An 18,119-nucleotide genomic window follows, 5' to 3' on the forward strand; every position below is an offset into this window, starting at 1 on the left:
GACGGGGCGCATAAAGCACTGAGGGGGATGGAGATAGAAGATGGCGACCGACTACGACAGCCCACGCAAGACAGACGACGACCTGAACGAGGACAGCCTCCAGGAGCTCCAGGCGCGGCGGGCCGACAAGGCCGCCAGCATCATCGACGAGGACCTGGACGCCGGTGAGGTCGCCGAGCTGCCCGGCGCCGACCTGTCGAACGAGGAACTCACCTTCCGGGTGGTTCCTCGGCAGGCGGACGAGTTCACCTGCACGCGCTGCTTCCTGGTGCACCACCGGAGCCAGTTGGCCACCGAGAAGAACGGCCGGCCGATCTGCCGCGAGTGCGCCGCCTGACCGGGAGCGGCCAGGTGACACGGGATTCGCGGCGACGCGACGACGACGGGGTGGAGCCGGTGCACGGCGCCGGCTCCACCGAGATCGGCGAGCTCATCGGGAGGCTCGCCGGCGATGACGACATGGACCGCGAGACCCGCGGCCGCCTCCTCGGGCGACTGGCACGGCTACTCGGCCAGAACGCCCGCAGGATGGGCGCCGCGGGGTTCGCGCGCGGGCGCGTGCTCGCCGACCTGCTGACCGCGGCGGCGCCGCACATCCCGATCCGCGACCTCGCGACCCTTCAGGAGCACCACCGCGGGCTGATGGGCGAGGAGCTCGCCGACCGCCTGGTCAAGGTGGCAGGCAACGCCACCACCGCCGTCGGCGCCGCGGGCGGCGCGCTCGCGGCGGTCGAGTTCGCCGCCCCGCCGCTGCTGCTGACCGCCCCCGCCCAACTCGCCGCCGAGACCCTCGTGGTCGCCGCGATCGAGGTCAAGATGATCGCCGAGCTGCACGAGGTCTACGGCGTCCAGGTCCAGGGCTCGGGCACCGCGCGCGGCGCGGCGTTCCTCACCTCCTGGGCCCGGCAGCGCGGCATCAACCCCCTGGAGGCCGGCTCGCTCACCAGCGCGCTCGGCACCGCCGCGAAGTCGGCCCTGCGCAAACGGATGCTGCGCGTCCTCGGCCGCAGCCTGACCACGATGGGCCCGTTCCTCACCGGCGCCGCCGCCGGTGCCGCGCTCAACCGCGCGGCGACCAGGGCGCTGGCCGCGAAGGTCCGCAGCGACCTGCGCGGCTCCGTCCCCGCCCCGCCGCCGCCCCCGCTTCCCGGCGAGCGCCCCAACCTGAGGTCCGCCGACTAGGACGCCCGCACGCGCGGGCGTCCCCCTCGCCCGCGCGCCGCGCGTCCGCCCCCGCCGCCCGGCGGGGGCGGACGGCCGTCCCAGGTGGCCGTCTCGGGCGGCGGGCTCAGACGTCGATCTTCAGGTGGGACGGCAGCTCCCCGGTGCCCTTGGCCCACTGGCGCGCGGCGGCGCGGGTCGCCAGCAGCCGCGCCAGCTCCATCCCGACGCCCATCACCACGGCCCACCCGATGGCCTCGGCCAGCGCCACGTCGGGCGACTCGGGGTTGGTCGGCGGCTCCTTGCCCGTGCTCTTCTTCCAGGCCAGCGTGATGGCCTTCTTCGCGACGAAGCCCCCCGCGAAGGCCGCGGCGCCGGCCATCACCCGATAGCCGATGTCGCCCTTGTCCGCCATGATCGTCCTCCAGTCGTCCGGTCTCGTCCGACGCTACCGGAACACCTCGTTCCGGGGGTGCCGGGCGCCGTTCGGCGGCGCCCCGCGACGCCGCTCGACCGCGTGCGCGGGCCGGCGATGTCAATACCATTGGCGCATGACAGAGCAGCCGCGTACCCCGAGCGTCCCTTCCAAGCCCTCCCTGGACGGCCTGGAGGACAAATGGGTACGCGCCTGGGAGGAGGGCGGCCTCTACCGCTTCGACCGCACCAGGCCGCGCGCCGAGGTGTACTCGATCGACACCCCGCCGCCCACCGTCAGCGGTTCCCTCCATGTCGGCCACGTCTTCTCCTACACCCACACCGACGCCGTCGCCCGTTTCCACCGCATGCGCGGTCGGGCGGTCTTCTACCCGATGGGCTGGGACGATAACGGCCTGCCCACCGAACGGCGCGTGCAGAACCACTTCGGCGTGCGGTGCGACCCCTCGCTGCCCTACGACCCGGATTTCGAACCGCCCGCCGAGCCCGACGCCAAGCGCCAGCTCCCGGTGTCGCGGCGCAACTTCATCGAGCTGTGCGAGCGGCTCACCGCGGTCGACGAGAAGGCGTTCGAGGAGATGTGGCGCCGCGTCGGCCTGTCGGTCGACTGGGGCCTGCTCTACACCACGATCGGCGACGCCTCCCGGGCGGCGTCGCAGCGCGCGTTCCTGCGGAACCTGGCGCGCGGCGAGGCCTACGTCTCGGAGGCGCCGACGCTGTGGGACGTGACGTTCCGCACCGCCGTCGCCCAGGCCGAGCTGGAGGACCGCGAGCAGCCCGGGGCCTTCCACCGGATCCGCTTCCACGGCGCGGAGCGCCCGGTCTACATCGAGACGACGCGTCCCGAACTGCTGCCCGCGTGCGTGGCGCTGGTCGCGCACCCCGACGACGAGCGCTACCGGGAGCTGTTCGGCACGACCGTCCGCACGCCGCTGTTCGGCGTGGAGGTCCCGGTCCTCGCGCACCGGCTGGCCGAGCCGGACAAGGGCTCGGGCATCGCGATGATCTGCACGTTCGGCGACGTCACCGACGTCACGTGGTGGCGCGAGTTGAACCTGCCGACCCGCGCGGTCATCGGCTGGGACGGGCGGCTGGCCGCCGACCCGCCCGAGGGCGTCGCGGCCGGGCCCTACGCCGAGTTGGCGGGCAGGACGGTGTTCTCGGCCAAGGAGCGCGTCGTCGCGATGCTGCGCGAGTCCGGAGACCTGGACGGCGAGCCCCGCGCGGTCAGCCGCCCGGTGAAGTTCTACGAGAAGGGCAGCCGGCCGCTGGAGATCGTCACGACCCGCCAGTGGTACATCCGCAACGGCGGGCGCGACGCGGGGACGCGCGCCGAGATGCTCGCGCGCGGCCGGGAGCTGGCCTGGCACCCGGGCTACATGCGCGCCCGCTACGAGAACTGGGTCGAGGGCCTGAACGGCGACTGGCTGATCTCCCGGCAGCGGTTCTTCGGCGTGCCGATCCCGGTCTGGTACCGGCTGGACGAGGCGGGCGAACCCCTTCACGGCGAGCCGATCGTCCCGCCGGAGGACGCGCTGCCCGTCGACCCGTCCTCGGACGCCCCGCCCGGCTTCACCGAGGACCAGCGCGGCAGGCCCGGCGGCTTCGCCGGCGACCCCGACGTGATGGACACCTGGGCGACCTCGTCGCTGACCCCGCAGATCGCGGGCGGCTGGGAGCGCGACCCCGACCTGTTCGCGCGCGTCTTCCCCTACAGCCTGCGCCCGCAGGCGCACGACATCATCCGGACGTGGCTGTTCTCCACGGTCGTCCGCTCGCACCTGGAGCACGGGACGCTGCCGTGGGCGGGCACCGCGCTGTCGGGCTGGATCCTCGACCCCGACCGCAAGAAGATGTCGAAGTCCAAGGGCAACGTGGTCACCCCGATCGACCTGCTGCGCGAGTACGGGTCCGACGCCGTGCGGTACTGGTCGGCGAACGGCAGGCCGGGCACCGACACCGCGTTCGACACCGGCCAGATCAAGGTCGGCCGGCGGCTCGCCATCAAGATCCTCAACGCGTCCAAGTTCGTGCTCGGCCTCGGCGAGGCGGGCGAGGGGGCGGCGGTCACCGAGCCGCTCGACCGGGCGATGCTCGCGGCGCTGGCCGGGGTCGTGAAGGAGGCGACGGAGGCGTTCGAGGGCTACGACTACGCCCGCGCCCTGGAGCGCACCGAGCGGTTCTTCTGGGAGTTCTGCGACGACTACCTGGAGCTGGTCAAGGCCCGCGCGTACGGGGAGGGGCCCGAGGCGCGGTCGGGGCGGGCGGCCCTGCGCGCCGCGCTGTCGGTGCTGCTGCGGCTGTTCGCGCCCGTTCTGCCGTTCGTGACCGAGGAGGTCTGGTCGTGGTGGCGGACGGGTTCGGTGCACACCGCGTCCTGGCCGGTCCCCGCGGAGCTGCCGCCGGGCGGCGACCCGTCCGTGCTGGCCGCGACGGGGGAGGCGCTGCGCCAGGTCCGCAAGGCCAAGTCGGAGGCGCGGGCCTCGATGCGCGCGGACGTCTCGCGCGCCGTCGTGCGCGGCGCCGAGGTGACCCGGATCGCGCGTCCCGACCTCGCCGCCGCCGGACGCATCGCCGAGCTGACGCTGGAGGACGCGCCCGCCGACCTGACCGTCGAGGTGACGCTCGCCCACTGACCCGCGCGGGCGGCCTCGCGCGTCAGAACGTGAAGGGCAGGTGCTTGACCCCGTTGATGAAGTTGGAGTAGAGCGGGTCGGGCCGCCCGGCGGCGCGGATCCCGGGGACGCGGGTGAACAGCTCGCGGAACATCACCGTGATCTCGCGCCGCGCCAGGTTGGCGCCGAGGCAGAAGTGCGGCCCCGGCCCGCCGAACCCGACGTGCGGATTGGGCGAGCGCGTGATGTCGAAGGCGTCGGGGTCCTCGAACACCTCCGCGTCCCGGTTCGCGGAGTTGTAGAACAGCAGGACCTTGTCGCCCTTCCGGTAGTGGTGGCCGTTCATGACGTGGTGGCGGGCGACCGTCCGGCGGAACTGGATGACGGGGGTCGCCATCCGGACGACCTCCTCCACCGCCCCCGGGATCCGCGCGTCGAAGTCCTCCATGAGCAGTTCCCGCTGCCCGGGGTTGTCGGTGAACAGCGTCAGCCCGTGCGCGATCGCGTTCCGCGTCGTCTCGTTCCCGGCGACCACCAGGAGGATGAAGAACGAGCCGATCTCCTGGTCGGTCAGCGTCTCCCCGTCCGCGTTCGCCGCCACCAGCGCGGACACGAGGTCGTCGCCGGGGTCCGCGCGCCGCCGCCGCGCCAGCCTCATCGCGAGGTGGTTCAACTCGTATCCGGCCGCCATCGTCGCGAGCAGCCCGTAGAGCACCCCGGTCCGGGTGATCCCGTCGCGGTTGAAGTCCTTGCCGCTGGTGTACTCGGGGTCGCCGACCCCGAGGATGGTGTTCGTCCGCTGGTACACCATCGGCCGCGCCCGCTCGGGGATCCCCATCATGTCGCAGATGACCTGGACGGGGAGCCTCGCGGCGACGTCGGTGACGAAGTCGCCGGGGCCGTCGCGGAGCACGCCGTCCACGATCCGGGTGGCGCTGGCCTGGAGGTCGGTCTCCAGCTTGGCGAGCACCCTCGGCGTGAAGGCCCGCGACACGATCCGCCGGATCCCGGCGTGCCGCGGGTCGTCCATGTTGATCATCGAGCCGAAGTAGCGGGCCATGTAGCGGGGGAGGTCGGCGATGCTGGTGGAGGCCGGCTCGCTGCTGAAGACCTCCGGCGTCCGGCTGGCCTCCACCACGTCCGCGTGCCTGGTCAGCGCGTAGTAGCCGCGCCCGTTCCGGACGAACGGCATCTCCAACTCGCGGAAGAACGCCGGGTGCCCCCGCTCGCGGAGCCGCGCGAACGCCTCCAGCCGCGCCTCGGGCGGCCGCGACCAGAACCCGAGGTCGGAGAGGTCGATCTCCGCCGCGTCCCGCGCAACCGCCACGCCGCACCGTCCCCCAGAGACGTCGCCTTCCCACCATGCAACCGATCGCCCGGACCCCCGTCAAGCTCACACGGCGACGGCCGCGCGGCGGCGCAGGACGGCGCGCTCCGCGGCCGTCCAGGTGCCGGACGTCAGCAGGTACAGGCCCGCCGCGAGCGGGACGAACGCCGCGAACACCACGGTTCCGAACGGCAGCACCCGCGTCACCGTCGCCATCGGCCCCTCGGCGGTCACCCGCCGCGACGTCCATGTGGCCACGGCCGCGAGCAGCACGAACAGCCCCGCGAACACCAGCGAGTGCGGGGCGAGCAGCCCGCCGCCGAGGAGCCCCACCCAGGTCTGTCCCAGCGGCGCGCCGAGCAGCGTGTGCGCGAGCAGGAGGTTCTGGTGCCCGGCGACCGTCGCCGAGACGAACAGCCGGTACAGGACCATGAAGACCGGCCACTGCGCGAACATCGGCAGGCAGCCCGCGGCGGGCGCCACGCCCTCGTCGCGGTAGAGCGCGGCGGTCTCCGCGCGCAGCCGCCGCGGGTCCTTCGCGTGCTTCTTCTGGAGCGCCCGCAGTTGGGGCAGGAGCCTCTCCCGGGCGCGCTCGCCCCGGGCGGCGGCGATCGCCAGCGGCAGCATCACCAGCCGCGCGGCCGCGGTGAAGACGATGATGGCGGCGGCGGTGGACGAGGCGCCCGCGAGGGGGCGCAGCGCCTCCGCGAGGCCGGTGACGAGGTCGTGGGCAAGCGAAACGGGGGTGTCGAGCAGGAACATGGGGCCCTTCCGGAACGGGGGAAACCTGGACAGCGTCCGGCCGCTCTCAGGCGGCCGCGCCGGCCGTTCCGGGGGCTCGCGGGCGGGGCCGTCCCGCCGCGTCGGGGTCGCGCTGGGGGAGGAACGCGGTGCGCAGGCTCCGGTCCCGCAGTGTCGTCCGCACCCGCGCGGGCGCGGTGCCGAGGGCCAGGGCGCGCACCGCGAAGACGAGCAGCCCCGCCACCGTGAACGTCGCCAGGGCCAGCAGCGCGGGCTGCTCGGGCGCGGCTGTCAGCCCTTCGGCCAGGGCGAGCAGCGACAGCGAGACGGCGACCGCCCACGCCAGGACCGCGCGGCCCCACCTGGGGACCCGCGCCTCGTCCCGCGCACCCGTCACGCCGCACCGCCCTCCGCTCGGCCCCATGCAACCGGCCCCCGACGTTCCGGTCAAGGAGGGACCGGTCCCCTGTCCGAGGCTGGTGCCCGAAATATACATTTCTGATCCTAAAAAGGCTGTCAACCCCCTATATCTAGGGATATGTCCGCCTGAGTGGGTTCCGCGATTCTCGGAGGCGCCCTGGGGGAAACGGCGGCGATGGGGATACCACGCTGCACGATCACCAGCCGGCGGTTCTTTCCCACGATCGACTCCGCAGGAGGAACGCATGCGTGCACGAGGAAAGATCACCACGACGGCGCTCATCGTTCTCACGGCCGCCGGGCTGGCGGCGACCACGGCCGCGGCCGCCCCGGAGGCGGGCGCGCCGGGCCCGAGCCGTGCGCAGGCGGCCAAGCCTGATCCGCGGGTCACCGGCACGGCCCAGAAGACGGGTGTGGCGGCGGGCATCGCCCAGACGAACTGCTACAGCGGGGTCAGCGACGGCGCCATCCTGGCCTGGCACGGGGCACCGGTGAACGCCTCGCAACCGGTCGTGGCGAGCGTGACCGAGGGGTTTCTCGGGGCGGAGTTCATCGGCGACGCCCGCCTGTCCATCGAGAACCTCCAGACCATGAAGGGCCTGATTCTCGTCCGCGTCCGCACCGGATGGGGTTCCCCGCTCAACGTCTGCCTGCATTTCGTCGGCTGACCTGGACGTCGTTGACCGGCGGGAGCCGCGCCATGGGACGCGGCTCCCGCCCCGCGTCACATGAACAGAAGGGAGAAGGCGGCGAGGGACGCCGAAACCGCGATGACCCGGATGTGGGGGATTCGGGCGGCCACCGCGGCGGCGCGGGCGGGGTCGCGGGCCAGGTAGGTGAGGGCGGCGCTGAGGGCCCGCCCCGCGCCGAAGGCGGCGCCGGTGAGGACGGCGGCGGTGAGGGGGGCGCGGGCGAGCAGGAGGGCCAGGGCCAGGAAGTAGGGGGCGCTGGACGGGACGTACGTGCGAACCCCCGTCCCCAGCTCGAAGCCGAACTGGAGCACGCCGCGCCACAGGTGCACGTGCAGTACCTCCTGCGGGATCTGCCGCGCGTTCTGGGGGAGGGGCAGGGAGAGGACGCCCAGCTCGCGGGCGACGCCGGCGGCGGCCGCGGCCAGGATCACGGGCGTCCGGGCAGGCGGTGGCAGCGGCGACGCCAGCCCGGACAGCGACCACAGGGCCAGGGCGCTGACCGTGCCCCCGAGCAGGAGCCCGAGGGTGAAGACGGCGAGGACGGCGTCCTGCCGCACCGGGGCCCGCCAGCCTGGCGAGAACAGCGCGGATTCGCTGTTGCGCGTTCAGACGCTGCCCGACAGCGCGTAACCGGCGAGGGCCCCGATCGAGGCCCAGCACAGGATGGACGCCTCCAGCGCCGCCGCCGCGACGGCGAGCAGGGCCAGGGCGGCGGCGGGCGGGAACGGGTCGGCCAGGCCGCGGCGGGCCGTCAGTGTGCGCACGTCATCGCCTTGCGGCAGATGGTCTTGTACCAGTTGCCCTTCTTGGTCTTGTTCCAGCCGTCGTGGCAGCGCCAGGTGACGCCCTTGGCGCAGTTGCCGCATTTCTTCTTGTAGGCCCAGATCCAGCCGTCGTAGCCGCCGGTGTAGCACTCGTTGGGACGCAGCTTGAACCGCCCCGGGTCGGACGTCCCGGACCTGTGGAAGCCCTTGTACTTCCCGCTGGTCCGGCAGCACCACGCGCAGACGTAGCTGGGCCCGCAGCCGGGCGAGCAGTCGTGGTCGCGCGCGTAGGACGGGCAGCGCGGATAGATGTCGTAGTAGCCGGCCAGGCTGAACCCGGACGCGATGGCCTGGCGCGCGGGCGGGAACACGCCGAGCGCGTTGAGCCCGGCGGTGGCGCCCGCGGCGGCGAGCCCGGTCAGGAGGCCGCGCCGCGCGGGCCCGGCCTCCCGAGCCTGGGCGGCCCGGCGGCGCACGCGTTCGGCGCCCGCCGGACGAGGGCCGCGCAGCGGGGGGACGTCCTCGAACTCGATCATCGTGCGGCCTCCGGGGCGAGTTCACGCAGCGCGTCGGGGGAGCCGACGGGCTCGGACGCCCGGACCCGCCCGTCCTCCCCGACGAGGACGGCGAACGGCGTGGCCGGGACGCGGTAGTCGGCGAACAGCCCGTCCCGCTCGAAGGTGAGCACCGTGCCCGGGACGCGCGGGGCGTCGGGCGCGGGCCCGGCGAAGACCGCGTGCAGGGGGCCGCCGAGGTCCCCGGCGGCGGCGAGGACGTCCGCGCAGGCGCCGCAGTCGCGGTCGAGGAACAGCAGCAGCCCGGGGCCGAGCCGGTCGAACGCGGGCGCGCGGGCGCCCGCCGCCGGTCCGAGCGCGCCCGGCCCGCGCGCGCCCCCGCCCAGCGCGTGGACCCGCCGGACGAGCCCGGCGACGACCAGGGCGAGCAGGAGGATCGCCGCCCATGACAGGAGCAGCGCGCTGTCCTGGAAGCTCATCCGGGGCTCCTCTCCTCGATCATGGCGTACGGGAGCGTCCAGAGGATCACCGCGAAGCCCAGGCCCGCCGTGACGATGACGGGCGCCTCGTATCCGGACGTCCCGCCCGGCAGGCCCCGGGCGGCGCCGGTGAGGGCGAGCGCGGCGAGGGCGGCGGCGCGGACGGCGATCCACCCGGTCATCGGCGCGCCGATGCCGCCCGAGCACCCGCAGGGGACGCCGCTCCGCGTCCGCGCGACGTAGGCCGCGTACAGCGCGTAGAGGGCGAGCAGCAGGGCGGACGCCAGGGACGAGGCGCGGAACGTTCCGTCCAGCGCCCGCAGCGCGGCGGCCGCGACGCAGGCGCCCGCCGCGGCCTCGACGGCGGTCACGAGCACCGCCAGCGGCCGGGAGAGCCCGGCGGGGAGCACGCCCTGGGCCCGCAGCGCCGACGCCAGCGCGTCCGGCCGCGCGGCGTGCCCGGCCGCCGAGCCGAGCAGGACGAGCGGCACCGCGACGGCCGCGATCCCGGCCGGCAGGGCGGTCACCGGACGGCCTCCACCGCCAGCCGCGCCAGCAGCGCGGGGACCTCGCGCACCCGGTCCTCCTCGGGCAGGACGGTCACCAGCAGCGAATCCAGCGCCAGCAGGAAGTAGGGGCCCTGGCCCTCGACGGTGTCGCGGAACAGCTCGCCGCCCGCGACCGGCGCGCCCCGCCAGGACGGCAGCCGCCCGCGGGTCCGCGCGGTCAGCGCGGTGATCTCCAGGAGGCCGAGGCCGGGGATCTCCTTGGCGGCCTCGGCGGGCCCGGTGCGCCGGGCGCGGCCCCGGGTCTCGGCCGTGACGCCGTCCTCGTGCTCGGCCAGCCGGAGGGCGGCGAAGAACGCGACCGCGTCGGCGGGGCGGGCGTGGTAGAGGTGGGTGAACACCGCGTGCCGGCGCCCCTCCCACACGGCCGCGAGCATCGGGTCGGCCACGCCGGTGTCGGTGTCGGCGTCGCGGGAGCGGGCGCGCCCGACGCGCAGCCGCCCGCCCTGGACGCCGAACTCCTGGTCGAAGCCCTCGACGCCGACGTCCTCGGCCCAGGCCAGCGCGTCCGCGCGGGTGCCGCCGGAGATCTCGTGGAGGCGGCCGCCGGCCGCGACGCGCGCCACGCTGGTGCAGGGCCGGCGGAGGTCGTGCGGGCCCGCGATCCGGATCCGCACCCCGTCCAGTGAGCGGTGGGTGACCTCGGCGTCCGGTAAGTGTGCGCTCATGTCGATCCCCTGCCCCCTTCACGCGGGACGAGCGAGGAGTGACAGTGGCGACACTACGCGCGATGCGTCGATATAGGGAGAAACATGCCGGAAGTGGTCACGTCCGGGGAGCGCCCGGGGAGCGGGTAGGGTCACGCCGGGACGTGCGGCGTTTCAGCGGCGGCCGTCCCCGCGGCCCCCGGTAGTGTCGGGTGGCTCGCCGCGGGGTCCCGGCGGCGCTCCAGGCGGTGTTCCCGGCAAGGTGCTCCCGAGCGTGAGGTGGAACGTGGGCAAGGTCGATGTGCTGATCAAGCGGCTGGATCCCGAGCTGCCTCTGCCGGAGTACGCGCACCCGGGCGACGCGGGCGCCGACCTCGTCGCGGCCGTCGACGTCGAGCTGCCGCCGGGGGAGCGGGCCGTCGTGCCCACCGGGATGGCGATCGCGCTGCCGGACGGCTACGCCGCCTTCGTTCACCCGCGCTCCGGATTGGGCGCTAGGTTGGGGGTGACCATAGTGAACGCACCCGGGACGGTCGACGCCGGCTACCGGGGTGAGATCCAGGTGACCCTGCTGAACACCGACCCCCGCGCCACCGTCTCCCTGCGGCGCGGAGACCGGATCGCCCAGATGGTCGTCCAGCGGGTCGAACGGGCCGTGTTCCACGAGGTCGCAGAGCTTCCCGGCTCGGCGCGCGGCACCGGCGGATTCGGCTCCACCGGCGGATTCGGCGCCGCGGGCGGATTCGCGGATAATGAGCACAGTCGAGAAGGAGCGTGAGTCGTGGCTTTTGGACGTCGCCGGCAGGCCGAGGAGCCTGAGAAGGATCCGGAGCTGACCGAGGAGCCGGCGGATGCCGTTGACGAGGCCGGCGAGGAGGAGGCCGCCAAGGCCGACTCCGGCGAGGGCGGTCCCTGGGACTCCGAGGACTCCTTCCCCGAGTTGCAGCGGCTCGACTTCGGCTCCCTCCAGGTGCCCGTCGCCCCGGGTCTCGGCTTCCAGGTGAACTTCGAGGCCACCCAGGTCGACGAGGACGGCAACCCGCTCGACGGGCGTCCCGTCGCGGTCCTCGTGCAGTACGAGGAGAGCGCGATGCAGCTCCAGGTGTTCGCCGCGCCCAAGCGCAGCGGCATCTGGGAGGACGTGCGCCGGGAGACCGCCAAGGACATCCAGGAGGAGGCCAACGGCCAGACCCAGGAGGGCGAGGGGCCGTTCGGCCCCGAGCTGCTGGCGATGGTCCCCGCGCCGCTGACCGAGGAGGTCCTCGCGGAGATGCCGCAGGAGGTCCGCGAGCAGATCCCGGCCGAGTTCGTCGAGCAGGGCTGGGCGCCGCAGATCATCCGCTTCCTCGGCGTGGACGGCCCCCGCTGGTTCCTCCAGGCCGTGGTGCAGGGCGCCGCGATCGAGGACGAGGAGCAGTGGCAGGTGCTGGAGGACGTGCTGCGCGGCGTGGTCGTCGTGCGCGGCGACGCCCCGATGCCCCCGCGCGACCTGCTCGAACTCCAGATTCCCAAGGAGTTCAGCGAGGGCGGCGACGACGAGGGGGAAGAGGGCGCCGAGCAGACCTTCGACCCGTTCGAGCGCGGCCCGGAGATCACCGAGGTCCGCTAGAGCGTTTCCGTGGCGCCGGGTGGCACGTCGCTTTTTCGGACGTGCGGCCCGGCGCTTTTGCGTCCCCGACCGGCGGTGACGGGCCTTGCGCGCGCCGGGGAACGGGTGGTGAATCGGGGGCATGTCCAAGAAGACGCGCAAACGTCGCGCTCGCAAACGCTCCAAGCACAACAAGGGCAAGCGCCCCAACGCCCGCCACTGATCCTCCGGCGGCGCCCGGCCGTCAGGTCTCGATCATCTCGAAGACCATCGCGTGCTCGACGCCGAGCGCCCGGCCGGCCGGTTCCATCATCCCGGTGAGGAAGGCCGCCGCGTCGAACCCGGCGCCCAGGTTCGCGTAGTACTCCTTGTGCGCCAGCAGGGAGTCGATGCCGTCCTGGAGGTGGCCGGAGACGTCCACGTAGTGCGTGGACCTCGGCGAGCTGCCGAACAACGCGAACCGGACGCCCGGCCACGGCTCCAGCCCGAGGTCGCGGAACACCCAGCGGTTCCCCGCGTCGCGGACGGCGTCGGCGACCGCGAGCCCGAGGACGCGGTGGTCGGCCATGTTGAACCCGCCGTCCGGGAAGCTCTCCCGGAAGTTCAGCGAGACCACCACCTCGGGGCGGTGCCGCCGGATCGCCGCGGTCAGCGCGCGCCGCAGCGGCAGCCCGTACTCCAGCATGCCGTCGGGCAGGCCGAGGAACTCGACGGTGTCGACGCCGACGCGGCGGGCGGCCTCGACCTGCTCCGCCGCGCGGACCCGTCCGGCCTCCTCGGGGTCCATGCCGTCGATCCCGGCCTCGCCCCGGGTGGCGAGCACCTCCACGACCGTCTTGCCCTGCCCGGTCCACTTCGCGACGGCGGTCGAGCCGCCGTACTCCAGGTCGTCGGGGTGCGCGACGATCGCCAGCGCCCGCTCCCAGTCCTCAGGTACCGCGTCCATCCCGCCATTCTCGCGGGGCCCGCGGGCCTCTCGCGCCCCGGCGCCCCCGCGGGGACCGCCGCCGGGACCGCGACCTCCCCGGACGCCTCCGGACACCGCCGGATCCGGCCGGGGAGGTCCCGTCCCGCACGGTCAGGAGGGCGACCTGTCGGTCCACTCCGTCGTCTCGTACACCGTGTAGTCGGCCAGCTCGCCGGGCCGGTGGAACCGGTCGGGCATGTCGCGCGCCTCAAGGCGCCTGGACTGGCCGCGGTCCCCGGGCGGCAGCGGCCTGCTGCCGCGCGGCGGCTTCGCGACGAGGTCCCGGATGGCGAGCAGCCTCCCGTTCCCGGGGTCGATGATCCACTGCCGCCGGTAGGTGCCGAGCTGCTTGGGCGCGGTGTAGAGCCCGAGCGGGACGGTGGTCACGAGCGGCAGCGAGACGACCGTTCCGGGTCGTCCCATCGGGTCGGCCGCCGGCCCCTCGGCTCGCACCCCCGGCAGGTCGGCGAGCATCCGGAACGCCGCCGCCCGCACCTTCGGCGGCGCGGGAGCCGTCGAGAGCAGCATCCCCGCCACATCGGTCAGGGCCCGGATCCGCTCCTCGCCCCGCAACGCGCCGATCGGCTCCTTCTTCGTGCTGGACGACGCGGCGCGCCAGGCCCCCTTCAGGCCGAGGAGGTCGCTCAGCAGCGCGTCCGGCCGGGTCGGCAGCGCCGCGATCCGCTGCCGGGTCATGCCGAGGTAGTCGTCCTCGCCCGGCCTCCAGCCGTCCCTCCCCTCCGACTCCGTGCGCATGTCCAGGAGGGCCTGTTCCGACCCGCCCTCCGGATTGGGGATCTTCACCCACTCGGGCGACCCCGCGGCCTGCCATTTCCGCCTGTCCTCGGCGGTGAGCGGGACGTCGGCCAGCTCGACGTGCGCCGTGCGGGCCGAGCCGTTCCGGTCGGTCCAGGTCTCGGTGCCCTGCCGCGAGTCCACCTTGTAGTGGTGCGCCCTGCTGTCGCCGACCGCGTAGATCTCGCCGCTGCGGGTCCTGGTGTGCCAGTACCTCCCGCCCGGTGCCCGCTCCGCGTTGGCGGCCGCCACCAGGAGCGCGTTCCCGCCCGGGCTCGCGGACACGTTCGCGGGCCGCTCGTCCTCCGCCGCCACCGACACGACGACCAGGGCCCCGGCGGCCACGGACGCCGTCGCCACCAGTCCCACCGCCGGCACGGTGAAGCTCCGCCGCCTCAGGCGTGCCGGACGCTCCGGCCGCGCCCGCCAGTCCACCCTCAGGGCGAGCCGGTCCGCGTCCTCCTCCTGGGCGAGCGCCGTCCGCATTCCGCGCAGCGCGTCCAGCTCATCCATGGTCGTCCTCCTCGGGAAGCGCCGCGCGGAGCTTGGTCCGGGCGCGGTGGATCTTGGCTTTCACGGTGCCGAGGGGCAGGTCCAGCGTCGCCGCGATCTCCGCGTACGACATCTCCCCCCAGGCGAGCAGCAGCAGCGCGTCGCGGTCCTTCGGCTTGAGCGAGGCCAGCGCCCTCGCCAGCCGGGGCCCGTGCGCCGCCGCGGCGGCGCGGTCGCTCGCCAACTCGGCGACGCCGTCCTCGGCGGGGTCCACCGCCGACTTCGCGAACGCCCGGTACATACGGGTCTCCTGCCGGTGGTGCCGCGCGATCTGCTTGGCGGCGATGCCCCACAGCCAGGCCCCGAACGCCGAGCGCCCGTCGAACCTCCGGCGCTCCCGGAACGCGACGGCGAACGTCTCCGCCACCACGTCCTCCGCGAGCGTGCTCCCGAGCCGCCGCCTGACATAGGCGTGCAGCCGGGGCGCGTGCCTGCGGAACAGCTCCCCGAACGCCTCCGGGTCGTCCAGCGACGCCGCCACGAGCCCGGGGTCGTCGAGCGCCGCGGCCCCGGCGCCGGGGCCGCCGGGCCGCGCCACCCGGCTCACCGCCCGTGCCACCGCATACGCCTCGCCATAGGTGCCTCCTTGTGATCACGATGCTGACACCCCCTCTATCCCGAACCCCGCCCCCGGGTTGCGTCCCCGCCGCCGATGCCGGGACGCGGGCCGGACGCGAGGTCGGGCGGCCCCGCCCGGGAATGCTCCGGGGCGGCTCCGCATGGGTTCCGCGAACTGTGCGGGGAGTCGGCGTGACCACGTCGGGACAATGGATTGTCGAACGGCTCGAATGCGCTTAACGTCTTGATCCGTGCGCACTTGTCAGGTGTGCTTCACAAAGGAGAAGGCATGCTGGTCAGAAGGATTCTGTTCGTGCTGTCCGTGGTCACCGCGACGATGTTGGGCGTGGTGTTCGCAGAGCCCGCCATGGCCGAGGATGTGATTACGTCAAGTTTCGACAAGCAGGTGGCTCATCCGGGTGAGACGGTGACCTTGACGGTCACTTTCAAGAACCCCGAGACCGTCGATGTGACGTTCACCTATCTAACGGTCAACCCGACCTACGACACGACGACCGACAAGACCAAATACACGATGGGCGCCTGCGCCGGCGAGATCACTTCCTGTAACTACTTCACGACGCCTATCCCCCCTGGTGGGACGCGTACCATGACGCAGCCCGTCACGATCGCCGCCGACTCGCCCTGTGGACAGAACATCAACGTCGGCTTCTACTTCTACAGCTATCGCGAGTCCGCCGCGGGCTCCTTCGACGGGATTGTGGGGGGTGGGGCGCCCGTGACCGTCCAGTGCTGACGCGTTCGGTGCGCGCCGCCGTCAACAAATAGCTGAACCCGGCTCGAAACCAGGCCCTAGCGGGCACGTTCGATTGGCGGTGATCCACTGGAACGGTGCACGCTCGGCTGTCAATTCTGTTCGGGCGGGCCGCGGTTAAATGTTGATGATTGACAGCACTTGGCATGAAAGTTACTCTCCGTTCAGTTCTTGGGTTGGCGCCTATGGAAGGGCGCTGGTGGGAGAGCGGGTTGCCGGGCAGCCGCATTTTCGGTCAACCAAGACAGCGTCCACTCCCAGTGAGGAGGGAGTCCCATGCGTAAGGGAATTGTCGTTTCCGCTGTGGCGGTCGCGGCGACGGCGGCGGCGGTGACGCCGGCCGTGGCCGCGCCGCGCCCCGCCAACGGCCCGTCCGGGGTCACCATCGAGGTCGCGATGCTCAACGGGTCAGGATGCCCCGTCGGCACCACGGCGGTGGCGCTCTCGGAGGACCGGAACGCGTTCACCATCACCTACAGCGACTATCTGGCACAGGCGGGAGGCTCGGCGAACCCCGTCGACGGCCGCAGGAACTGCCTGATCTCCCTGCGGGTGCACGTCCCGCAGGGCTTCACCTACGCCATCTCGTCGGTGGACTACCGCGGTTTCGCGCACCTGCAGGGCGGAGCGGGCGCCACCCTGGCGGCCGGCTACTACTTCCAGGGGCACCCGCGGACCGAGAGGGTCGCGCACGACCTCTGGGGAGCCTTCGACAACAACTGGCAGTTCACCGACCAGTCCCCGCTGGACCAGCTCGTCTGGCAGCCGTGCGGCGAGGCGCGCAACCTCAACATCAACAGCGAGCTGCGGGCCGACGTGGGCAGCTCCGCTCCGGACAAGGTCAGCTTCATCGCCATGGACTCCACCGACGGCAGCATCAAATCGACCTACCACGTCGCCTGGAAGCGCTGCTAGGTCCGTCTGATCACGGCACCCTCGCGGGCGGGCCGGCTCACCGAGCCGGTCCGCCCGTCAGTGCCGCGGGTGGCGGCGGGGCTCAGCGCCCGGGGGTCTTGAAGACCTCGAACATCGCGAAGTAGTTCTCGGCGCCGCGACCCTGGGCGATCGCGCGTTCGGCGAGTTCCCGCATCAGAGCGGGCAGTTCGGCGTGGACGCCCTGCTCGACGCTGGTGCGGGCGATGTGCTCCAGTGCGTTCAGGTTCATCGTCATGGTTCCGAAGTCGCCGGGGTAGGCGCCCTTGTCCAGGTTCGGCGCCTGTTCGGCGAGGCTCGCCGGTGACAGCACGACCGGCATGAACCAGCCGAGCGCGAGGTCGGCGAACTCGGTCGCGGACATGTCCGCCGAACCGGCCAGCGCCGCGGCGTGCAGGAACCCGTTCAGGGTCGCGTACATCATGCCGAGCAGCGCGGTGTTGAGCAGCACCGCGAGCCCGGGGTCGGCACCGAGCAGGCGGGAGTCGCCGAGGAGCCCCAGCGTCGGCTCGTACCGGTCGAAGACCTCCCGCGGGCCGCTGTAGAGGAGCACGGACTCGGGACGTCCGACGAGCACCGGCGGCACCATGATCGCGCCGTCGAGGTAGCCGACGCCGCGCCCGTCCGCCCACGCCGCCGCCGCGCGGGCCTCGGCCGGGGTGCCCGAGTTCAGGTTGACCAGCGTGCGCCCCGCGAGCGCGCCGGCGCCGACGGGGTCGAGCACCCGGTGGAAGGCGGCGTAGTCGTTGAGGCACACGATCGTGACGGGGCTCGCGGCCACCGCCTCGGCGACGGTGTCCGCGCGTCGGGCGCCCCGCGCGACCAGGCCGTCGGCCTTGGCGGGGGTGCGGTTCCACACCGTCAGGCCGCGGCCCTTGTCCAGGAAGGCCGCCGCCAGCGCCGTCCCCATCGGACCCAGGCCGAGAACGGTGACCTCGGTGTCGCCGCTGATAGAAGATTCCTTGTCTGCCATGCCGGATAGGTTGGACCCTCACACCGGCGTGAGAGTCAACCCGAGATGGTGGGGCGTCACATGCGGATCGGAGAGCTTTCCCGGATCACGGGCGCCAGCGTGCGCTCGTTGCGCTACTACGAGGAGCAGGGGCTGCTGCGCCCCGTGCGGCGCCCCAGCGGTTACCGCGAGTACCGGGCGGAGGACGCCGCGACCGTCCGCGGCATCCGGCTGCTGCTCGGCGCCGGGCTCGGCACCGCGACGATCGGCGAGCTGCTGCCGTGCATGACCGACGACGGCGAGGTCCTGGCGCCCGCCTGCTCCGCGATGGTCACCGACCTGCACCGCGAGCGGGCCCGGCTGACCGAGGCCGCCGAGGAGCTGCTGGCCGCGCGGGACAGGCTGGACGCCATCATCGAGGCCACCCCGCGGCTCGACCCCGCCGGCCCCGCCGACCCCGCGGAATGCGCGGCGGCCGCCGAGGCCGCGCGTTAGGCGCCGGACGCCGTCGCCGTCCGATGGTGGGGTTTTGCCTACCCCGATCGGCATGCTGGACCCCTCCTGCGGGCCTGGGGCCGTCCGTAGCTTCTTTCTCAGCGGCGCTCACCGGGAGTCGCCGGGCTGAGAGGAGAAGGTC

The 18,119-nt window shown here is 73.4% G+C and carries 24 protein-coding genes; 10 read left to right on the forward strand and 14 right to left on the reverse strand.

Annotation, left to right across the window (positions count from 1 at the left end):
• The first annotated feature begins 40 nt into the window (after positions 1 to 40).
• Together GNZ18_RS05550 and GNZ18_RS05555 are read left to right on the forward strand one after the other, a co-directional pair.
• The gene (locus GNZ18_RS05550) at positions 41 to 337 is read left to right on the forward strand and encodes a DUF4193 domain-containing protein (RefSeq protein ID WP_156215015.1); all 297 of its coding nucleotides are present in this window, start codon (positions 41 to 43) and stop codon (positions 335 to 337) included.
• A gap of 14 nt (positions 338 to 351) precedes the next feature.
• Complete coding sequence (locus tag GNZ18_RS05555) at positions 352 to 1,182, forward strand: hypothetical protein (RefSeq protein WP_308166142.1); 831 nt, start codon at positions 352 to 354, stop codon at positions 1,180 to 1,182.
• A gap of 106 nt (positions 1,183 to 1,288) precedes the next feature.
• On the opposite strand, the gene GNZ18_RS05560 is transcribed toward GNZ18_RS05555, so the two are convergent.
• A complete protein-coding gene (locus tag GNZ18_RS05560) occupies positions 1,289 to 1,576 on the reverse strand; it encodes a DUF4235 domain-containing protein (RefSeq protein WP_156215016.1) in 288 nt (95 codons plus the stop codon).
• A gap of 136 nt (positions 1,577 to 1,712) precedes the next feature.
• Here GNZ18_RS05560 and valS point away from each other — a divergent pair, with 136 nt between their 5' ends.
• Complete coding sequence (gene valS, locus GNZ18_RS05565; RefSeq protein WP_156215017.1) at positions 1,713 to 4,232, forward strand: valine--tRNA ligase; 2,520 nt, start codon at positions 1,713 to 1,715, stop codon at positions 4,230 to 4,232.
• A gap of 22 nt (positions 4,233 to 4,254) precedes the next feature.
• Here valS and GNZ18_RS05570 read toward each other — a convergent pair whose 3' ends face one another.
• From GNZ18_RS05570 to GNZ18_RS05580, 3 genes are all read right to left on the reverse strand, one after another.
• The gene (locus GNZ18_RS05570) at positions 4,255 to 5,538 is read right to left on the reverse strand and encodes a cytochrome P450 (RefSeq protein WP_312874318.1); all 1,284 of its coding nucleotides are present in this window, start codon (positions 5,536 to 5,538) and stop codon (positions 4,255 to 4,257) included.
• A 66-nt stretch (positions 5,539 to 5,604) separates the two neighbouring features.
• On the reverse strand, positions 5,605 to 6,300 hold the full coding sequence (locus tag GNZ18_RS05575; RefSeq protein WP_156215018.1) for a YidC/Oxa1 family membrane protein insertase: 696 nt from the start codon (positions 6,298 to 6,300) through the stop codon (positions 5,605 to 5,607).
• 46 nt (positions 6,301 to 6,346) lie between these two features.
• Entirely contained in the window at positions 6,347 to 6,676 is a 330-nt protein-coding gene (locus GNZ18_RS05580; RefSeq protein ID WP_156215019.1) for a DUF6412 domain-containing protein, read from the reverse strand.
• Positions 6,677 to 6,944: 268 nt separating this feature from the next.
• Between GNZ18_RS05580 and GNZ18_RS05585 the strand changes: the two genes are divergently transcribed.
• The gene (locus GNZ18_RS05585) at positions 6,945 to 7,367 is read left to right on the forward strand and encodes a hypothetical protein (RefSeq protein WP_156215020.1); all 423 of its coding nucleotides are present in this window, start codon (positions 6,945 to 6,947) and stop codon (positions 7,365 to 7,367) included.
• 56 nt (positions 7,368 to 7,423) lie between these two features.
• Here GNZ18_RS05585 and GNZ18_RS05590 read toward each other — a convergent pair whose 3' ends face one another.
• Genes GNZ18_RS05590 through GNZ18_RS05615 form a run of 6 tightly spaced genes read right to left on the reverse strand, consistent with a single transcriptional unit; the run spans position 7,424 to position 10,383 of the window.
• Entirely contained in the window at positions 7,424 to 7,948 is a 525-nt protein-coding gene (locus GNZ18_RS05590; protein WP_156215021.1) for a hypothetical protein, read from the reverse strand.
• A 48-nt stretch (positions 7,949 to 7,996) separates the two neighbouring features.
• Positions 7,997 to 8,155: a hypothetical protein gene (locus GNZ18_RS05595; protein ID WP_156215022.1), complete on the reverse strand. Its 159-nt coding sequence runs from the start codon at positions 8,153 to 8,155 to the stop codon at positions 7,997 to 7,999.
• Positions 8,143 to 8,691 (reverse strand): hypothetical protein, encoded by a 549-nt coding sequence (locus GNZ18_RS05600; RefSeq protein WP_156215023.1) that lies wholly within the window; start codon positions 8,689 to 8,691, stop codon positions 8,143 to 8,145. The genes GNZ18_RS05595 and GNZ18_RS05600 overlap by 13 nt, the downstream gene beginning before the upstream one ends.
• Positions 8,688 to 9,149: a hypothetical protein gene (locus tag GNZ18_RS05605; RefSeq protein ID WP_156215024.1), complete on the reverse strand. Its 462-nt coding sequence runs from the start codon at positions 9,147 to 9,149 to the stop codon at positions 8,688 to 8,690. The genes GNZ18_RS05600 and GNZ18_RS05605 overlap by 4 nt, the downstream gene beginning before the upstream one ends.
• The gene (locus GNZ18_RS05610; RefSeq protein WP_156215025.1) at positions 9,146 to 9,676 is read right to left on the reverse strand and encodes a MauE/DoxX family redox-associated membrane protein; all 531 of its coding nucleotides are present in this window, start codon (positions 9,674 to 9,676) and stop codon (positions 9,146 to 9,148) included. The genes GNZ18_RS05605 and GNZ18_RS05610 overlap by 4 nt, the downstream gene beginning before the upstream one ends.
• Complete coding sequence (locus tag GNZ18_RS05615) at positions 9,673 to 10,383, reverse strand: hypothetical protein (RefSeq protein WP_156215026.1); 711 nt, start codon at positions 10,381 to 10,383, stop codon at positions 9,673 to 9,675. The genes GNZ18_RS05610 and GNZ18_RS05615 overlap by 4 nt, the downstream gene beginning before the upstream one ends.
• A gap of 253 nt (positions 10,384 to 10,636) precedes the next feature.
• Between GNZ18_RS05615 and dut the strand changes: the two genes are divergently transcribed.
• The 3 genes from dut to GNZ18_RS44240 all read left to right on the forward strand — a co-directional run bounded on the left by dut (position 10,637) and on the right by GNZ18_RS44240 (position 12,173).
• On the forward strand, positions 10,637 to 11,140 hold the full coding sequence (gene dut / locus GNZ18_RS05620) for a dUTP diphosphatase (RefSeq protein WP_242886543.1): 504 nt from the start codon (positions 10,637 to 10,639) through the stop codon (positions 11,138 to 11,140).
• Between the two features lie 3 nt (positions 11,141 to 11,143).
• Complete coding sequence (locus tag GNZ18_RS05625; protein ID WP_214618765.1) at positions 11,144 to 11,971, forward strand: DUF3710 domain-containing protein; 828 nt, start codon at positions 11,144 to 11,146, stop codon at positions 11,969 to 11,971.
• A gap of 121 nt (positions 11,972 to 12,092) precedes the next feature.
• Entirely contained in the window at positions 12,093 to 12,173 is an 81-nt protein-coding gene (locus tag GNZ18_RS44240) for a 50S ribosomal protein bL37 (protein WP_476692282.1), read from the forward strand.
• A gap of 21 nt (positions 12,174 to 12,194) precedes the next feature.
• Here the strand turns inward: GNZ18_RS44240 and GNZ18_RS05630 are convergent, their stop codons facing one another.
• From GNZ18_RS05630 to GNZ18_RS05640, 3 genes are all read right to left on the reverse strand, one after another.
• Positions 12,195 to 12,896, reverse strand: a complete 702-nt coding sequence (locus tag GNZ18_RS05630; protein ID WP_156215027.1) for a PIG-L deacetylase family protein — start codon at positions 12,894 to 12,896, stop codon at positions 12,195 to 12,197.
• Between the two features lie 132 nt (positions 12,897 to 13,028).
• The gene (locus tag GNZ18_RS05635) at positions 13,029 to 14,225 is read right to left on the reverse strand and encodes a CU044_5270 family protein (RefSeq protein ID WP_156215028.1); all 1,197 of its coding nucleotides are present in this window, start codon (positions 14,223 to 14,225) and stop codon (positions 13,029 to 13,031) included.
• Positions 14,218 to 14,823: an RNA polymerase sigma factor gene (locus GNZ18_RS05640; protein ID WP_312874319.1), complete on the reverse strand. Its 606-nt coding sequence runs from the start codon at positions 14,821 to 14,823 to the stop codon at positions 14,218 to 14,220. Before GNZ18_RS05640 ends, GNZ18_RS05635 begins: the two co-directional genes overlap by 8 nt.
• A gap of 288 nt (positions 14,824 to 15,111) precedes the next feature.
• Here GNZ18_RS05640 and GNZ18_RS05645 point away from each other — a divergent pair, with 288 nt between their 5' ends.
• Both GNZ18_RS05645 and GNZ18_RS05650 read left to right on the forward strand, forming a co-directional pair.
• Entirely contained in the window at positions 15,112 to 15,579 is a 468-nt protein-coding gene (locus tag GNZ18_RS05645; RefSeq protein ID WP_156215029.1) for a COG1361 family protein, read from the forward strand.
• A 294-nt stretch (positions 15,580 to 15,873) separates the two neighbouring features.
• The gene (locus tag GNZ18_RS05650) at positions 15,874 to 16,512 is read left to right on the forward strand and encodes a DUF4360 domain-containing protein (RefSeq protein WP_156215030.1); all 639 of its coding nucleotides are present in this window, start codon (positions 15,874 to 15,876) and stop codon (positions 16,510 to 16,512) included.
• Between the two features lie 82 nt (positions 16,513 to 16,594).
• On the opposite strand, the gene GNZ18_RS05655 is transcribed toward GNZ18_RS05650, so the two are convergent.
• Positions 16,595 to 17,503 carry an NAD(P)-dependent oxidoreductase gene (locus tag GNZ18_RS05655; RefSeq protein ID WP_156215031.1) on the reverse strand — a complete coding sequence of 303 codons (909 nt, stop codon included), beginning with the start codon at positions 17,501 to 17,503 and terminating at the stop codon, positions 16,595 to 16,597.
• A 60-nt stretch (positions 17,504 to 17,563) separates the two neighbouring features.
• Between GNZ18_RS05655 and GNZ18_RS05660 the strand changes: the two genes are divergently transcribed.
• Positions 17,564 to 17,977, forward strand: a complete 414-nt coding sequence (locus GNZ18_RS05660; RefSeq protein WP_156215032.1) for a MerR family transcriptional regulator — start codon at positions 17,564 to 17,566, stop codon at positions 17,975 to 17,977.
• The last annotated feature ends 142 nt before the right edge of the window (positions 17,978 to 18,119 follow it).

Origin of the sequence: Actinomadura litoris, assembly GCF_009733595.1 — a bacterium.
Lineage (GTDB): Bacteria > Actinomycetota > Actinomycetes > Streptosporangiales > Streptosporangiaceae > Spirillospora > Spirillospora litoris.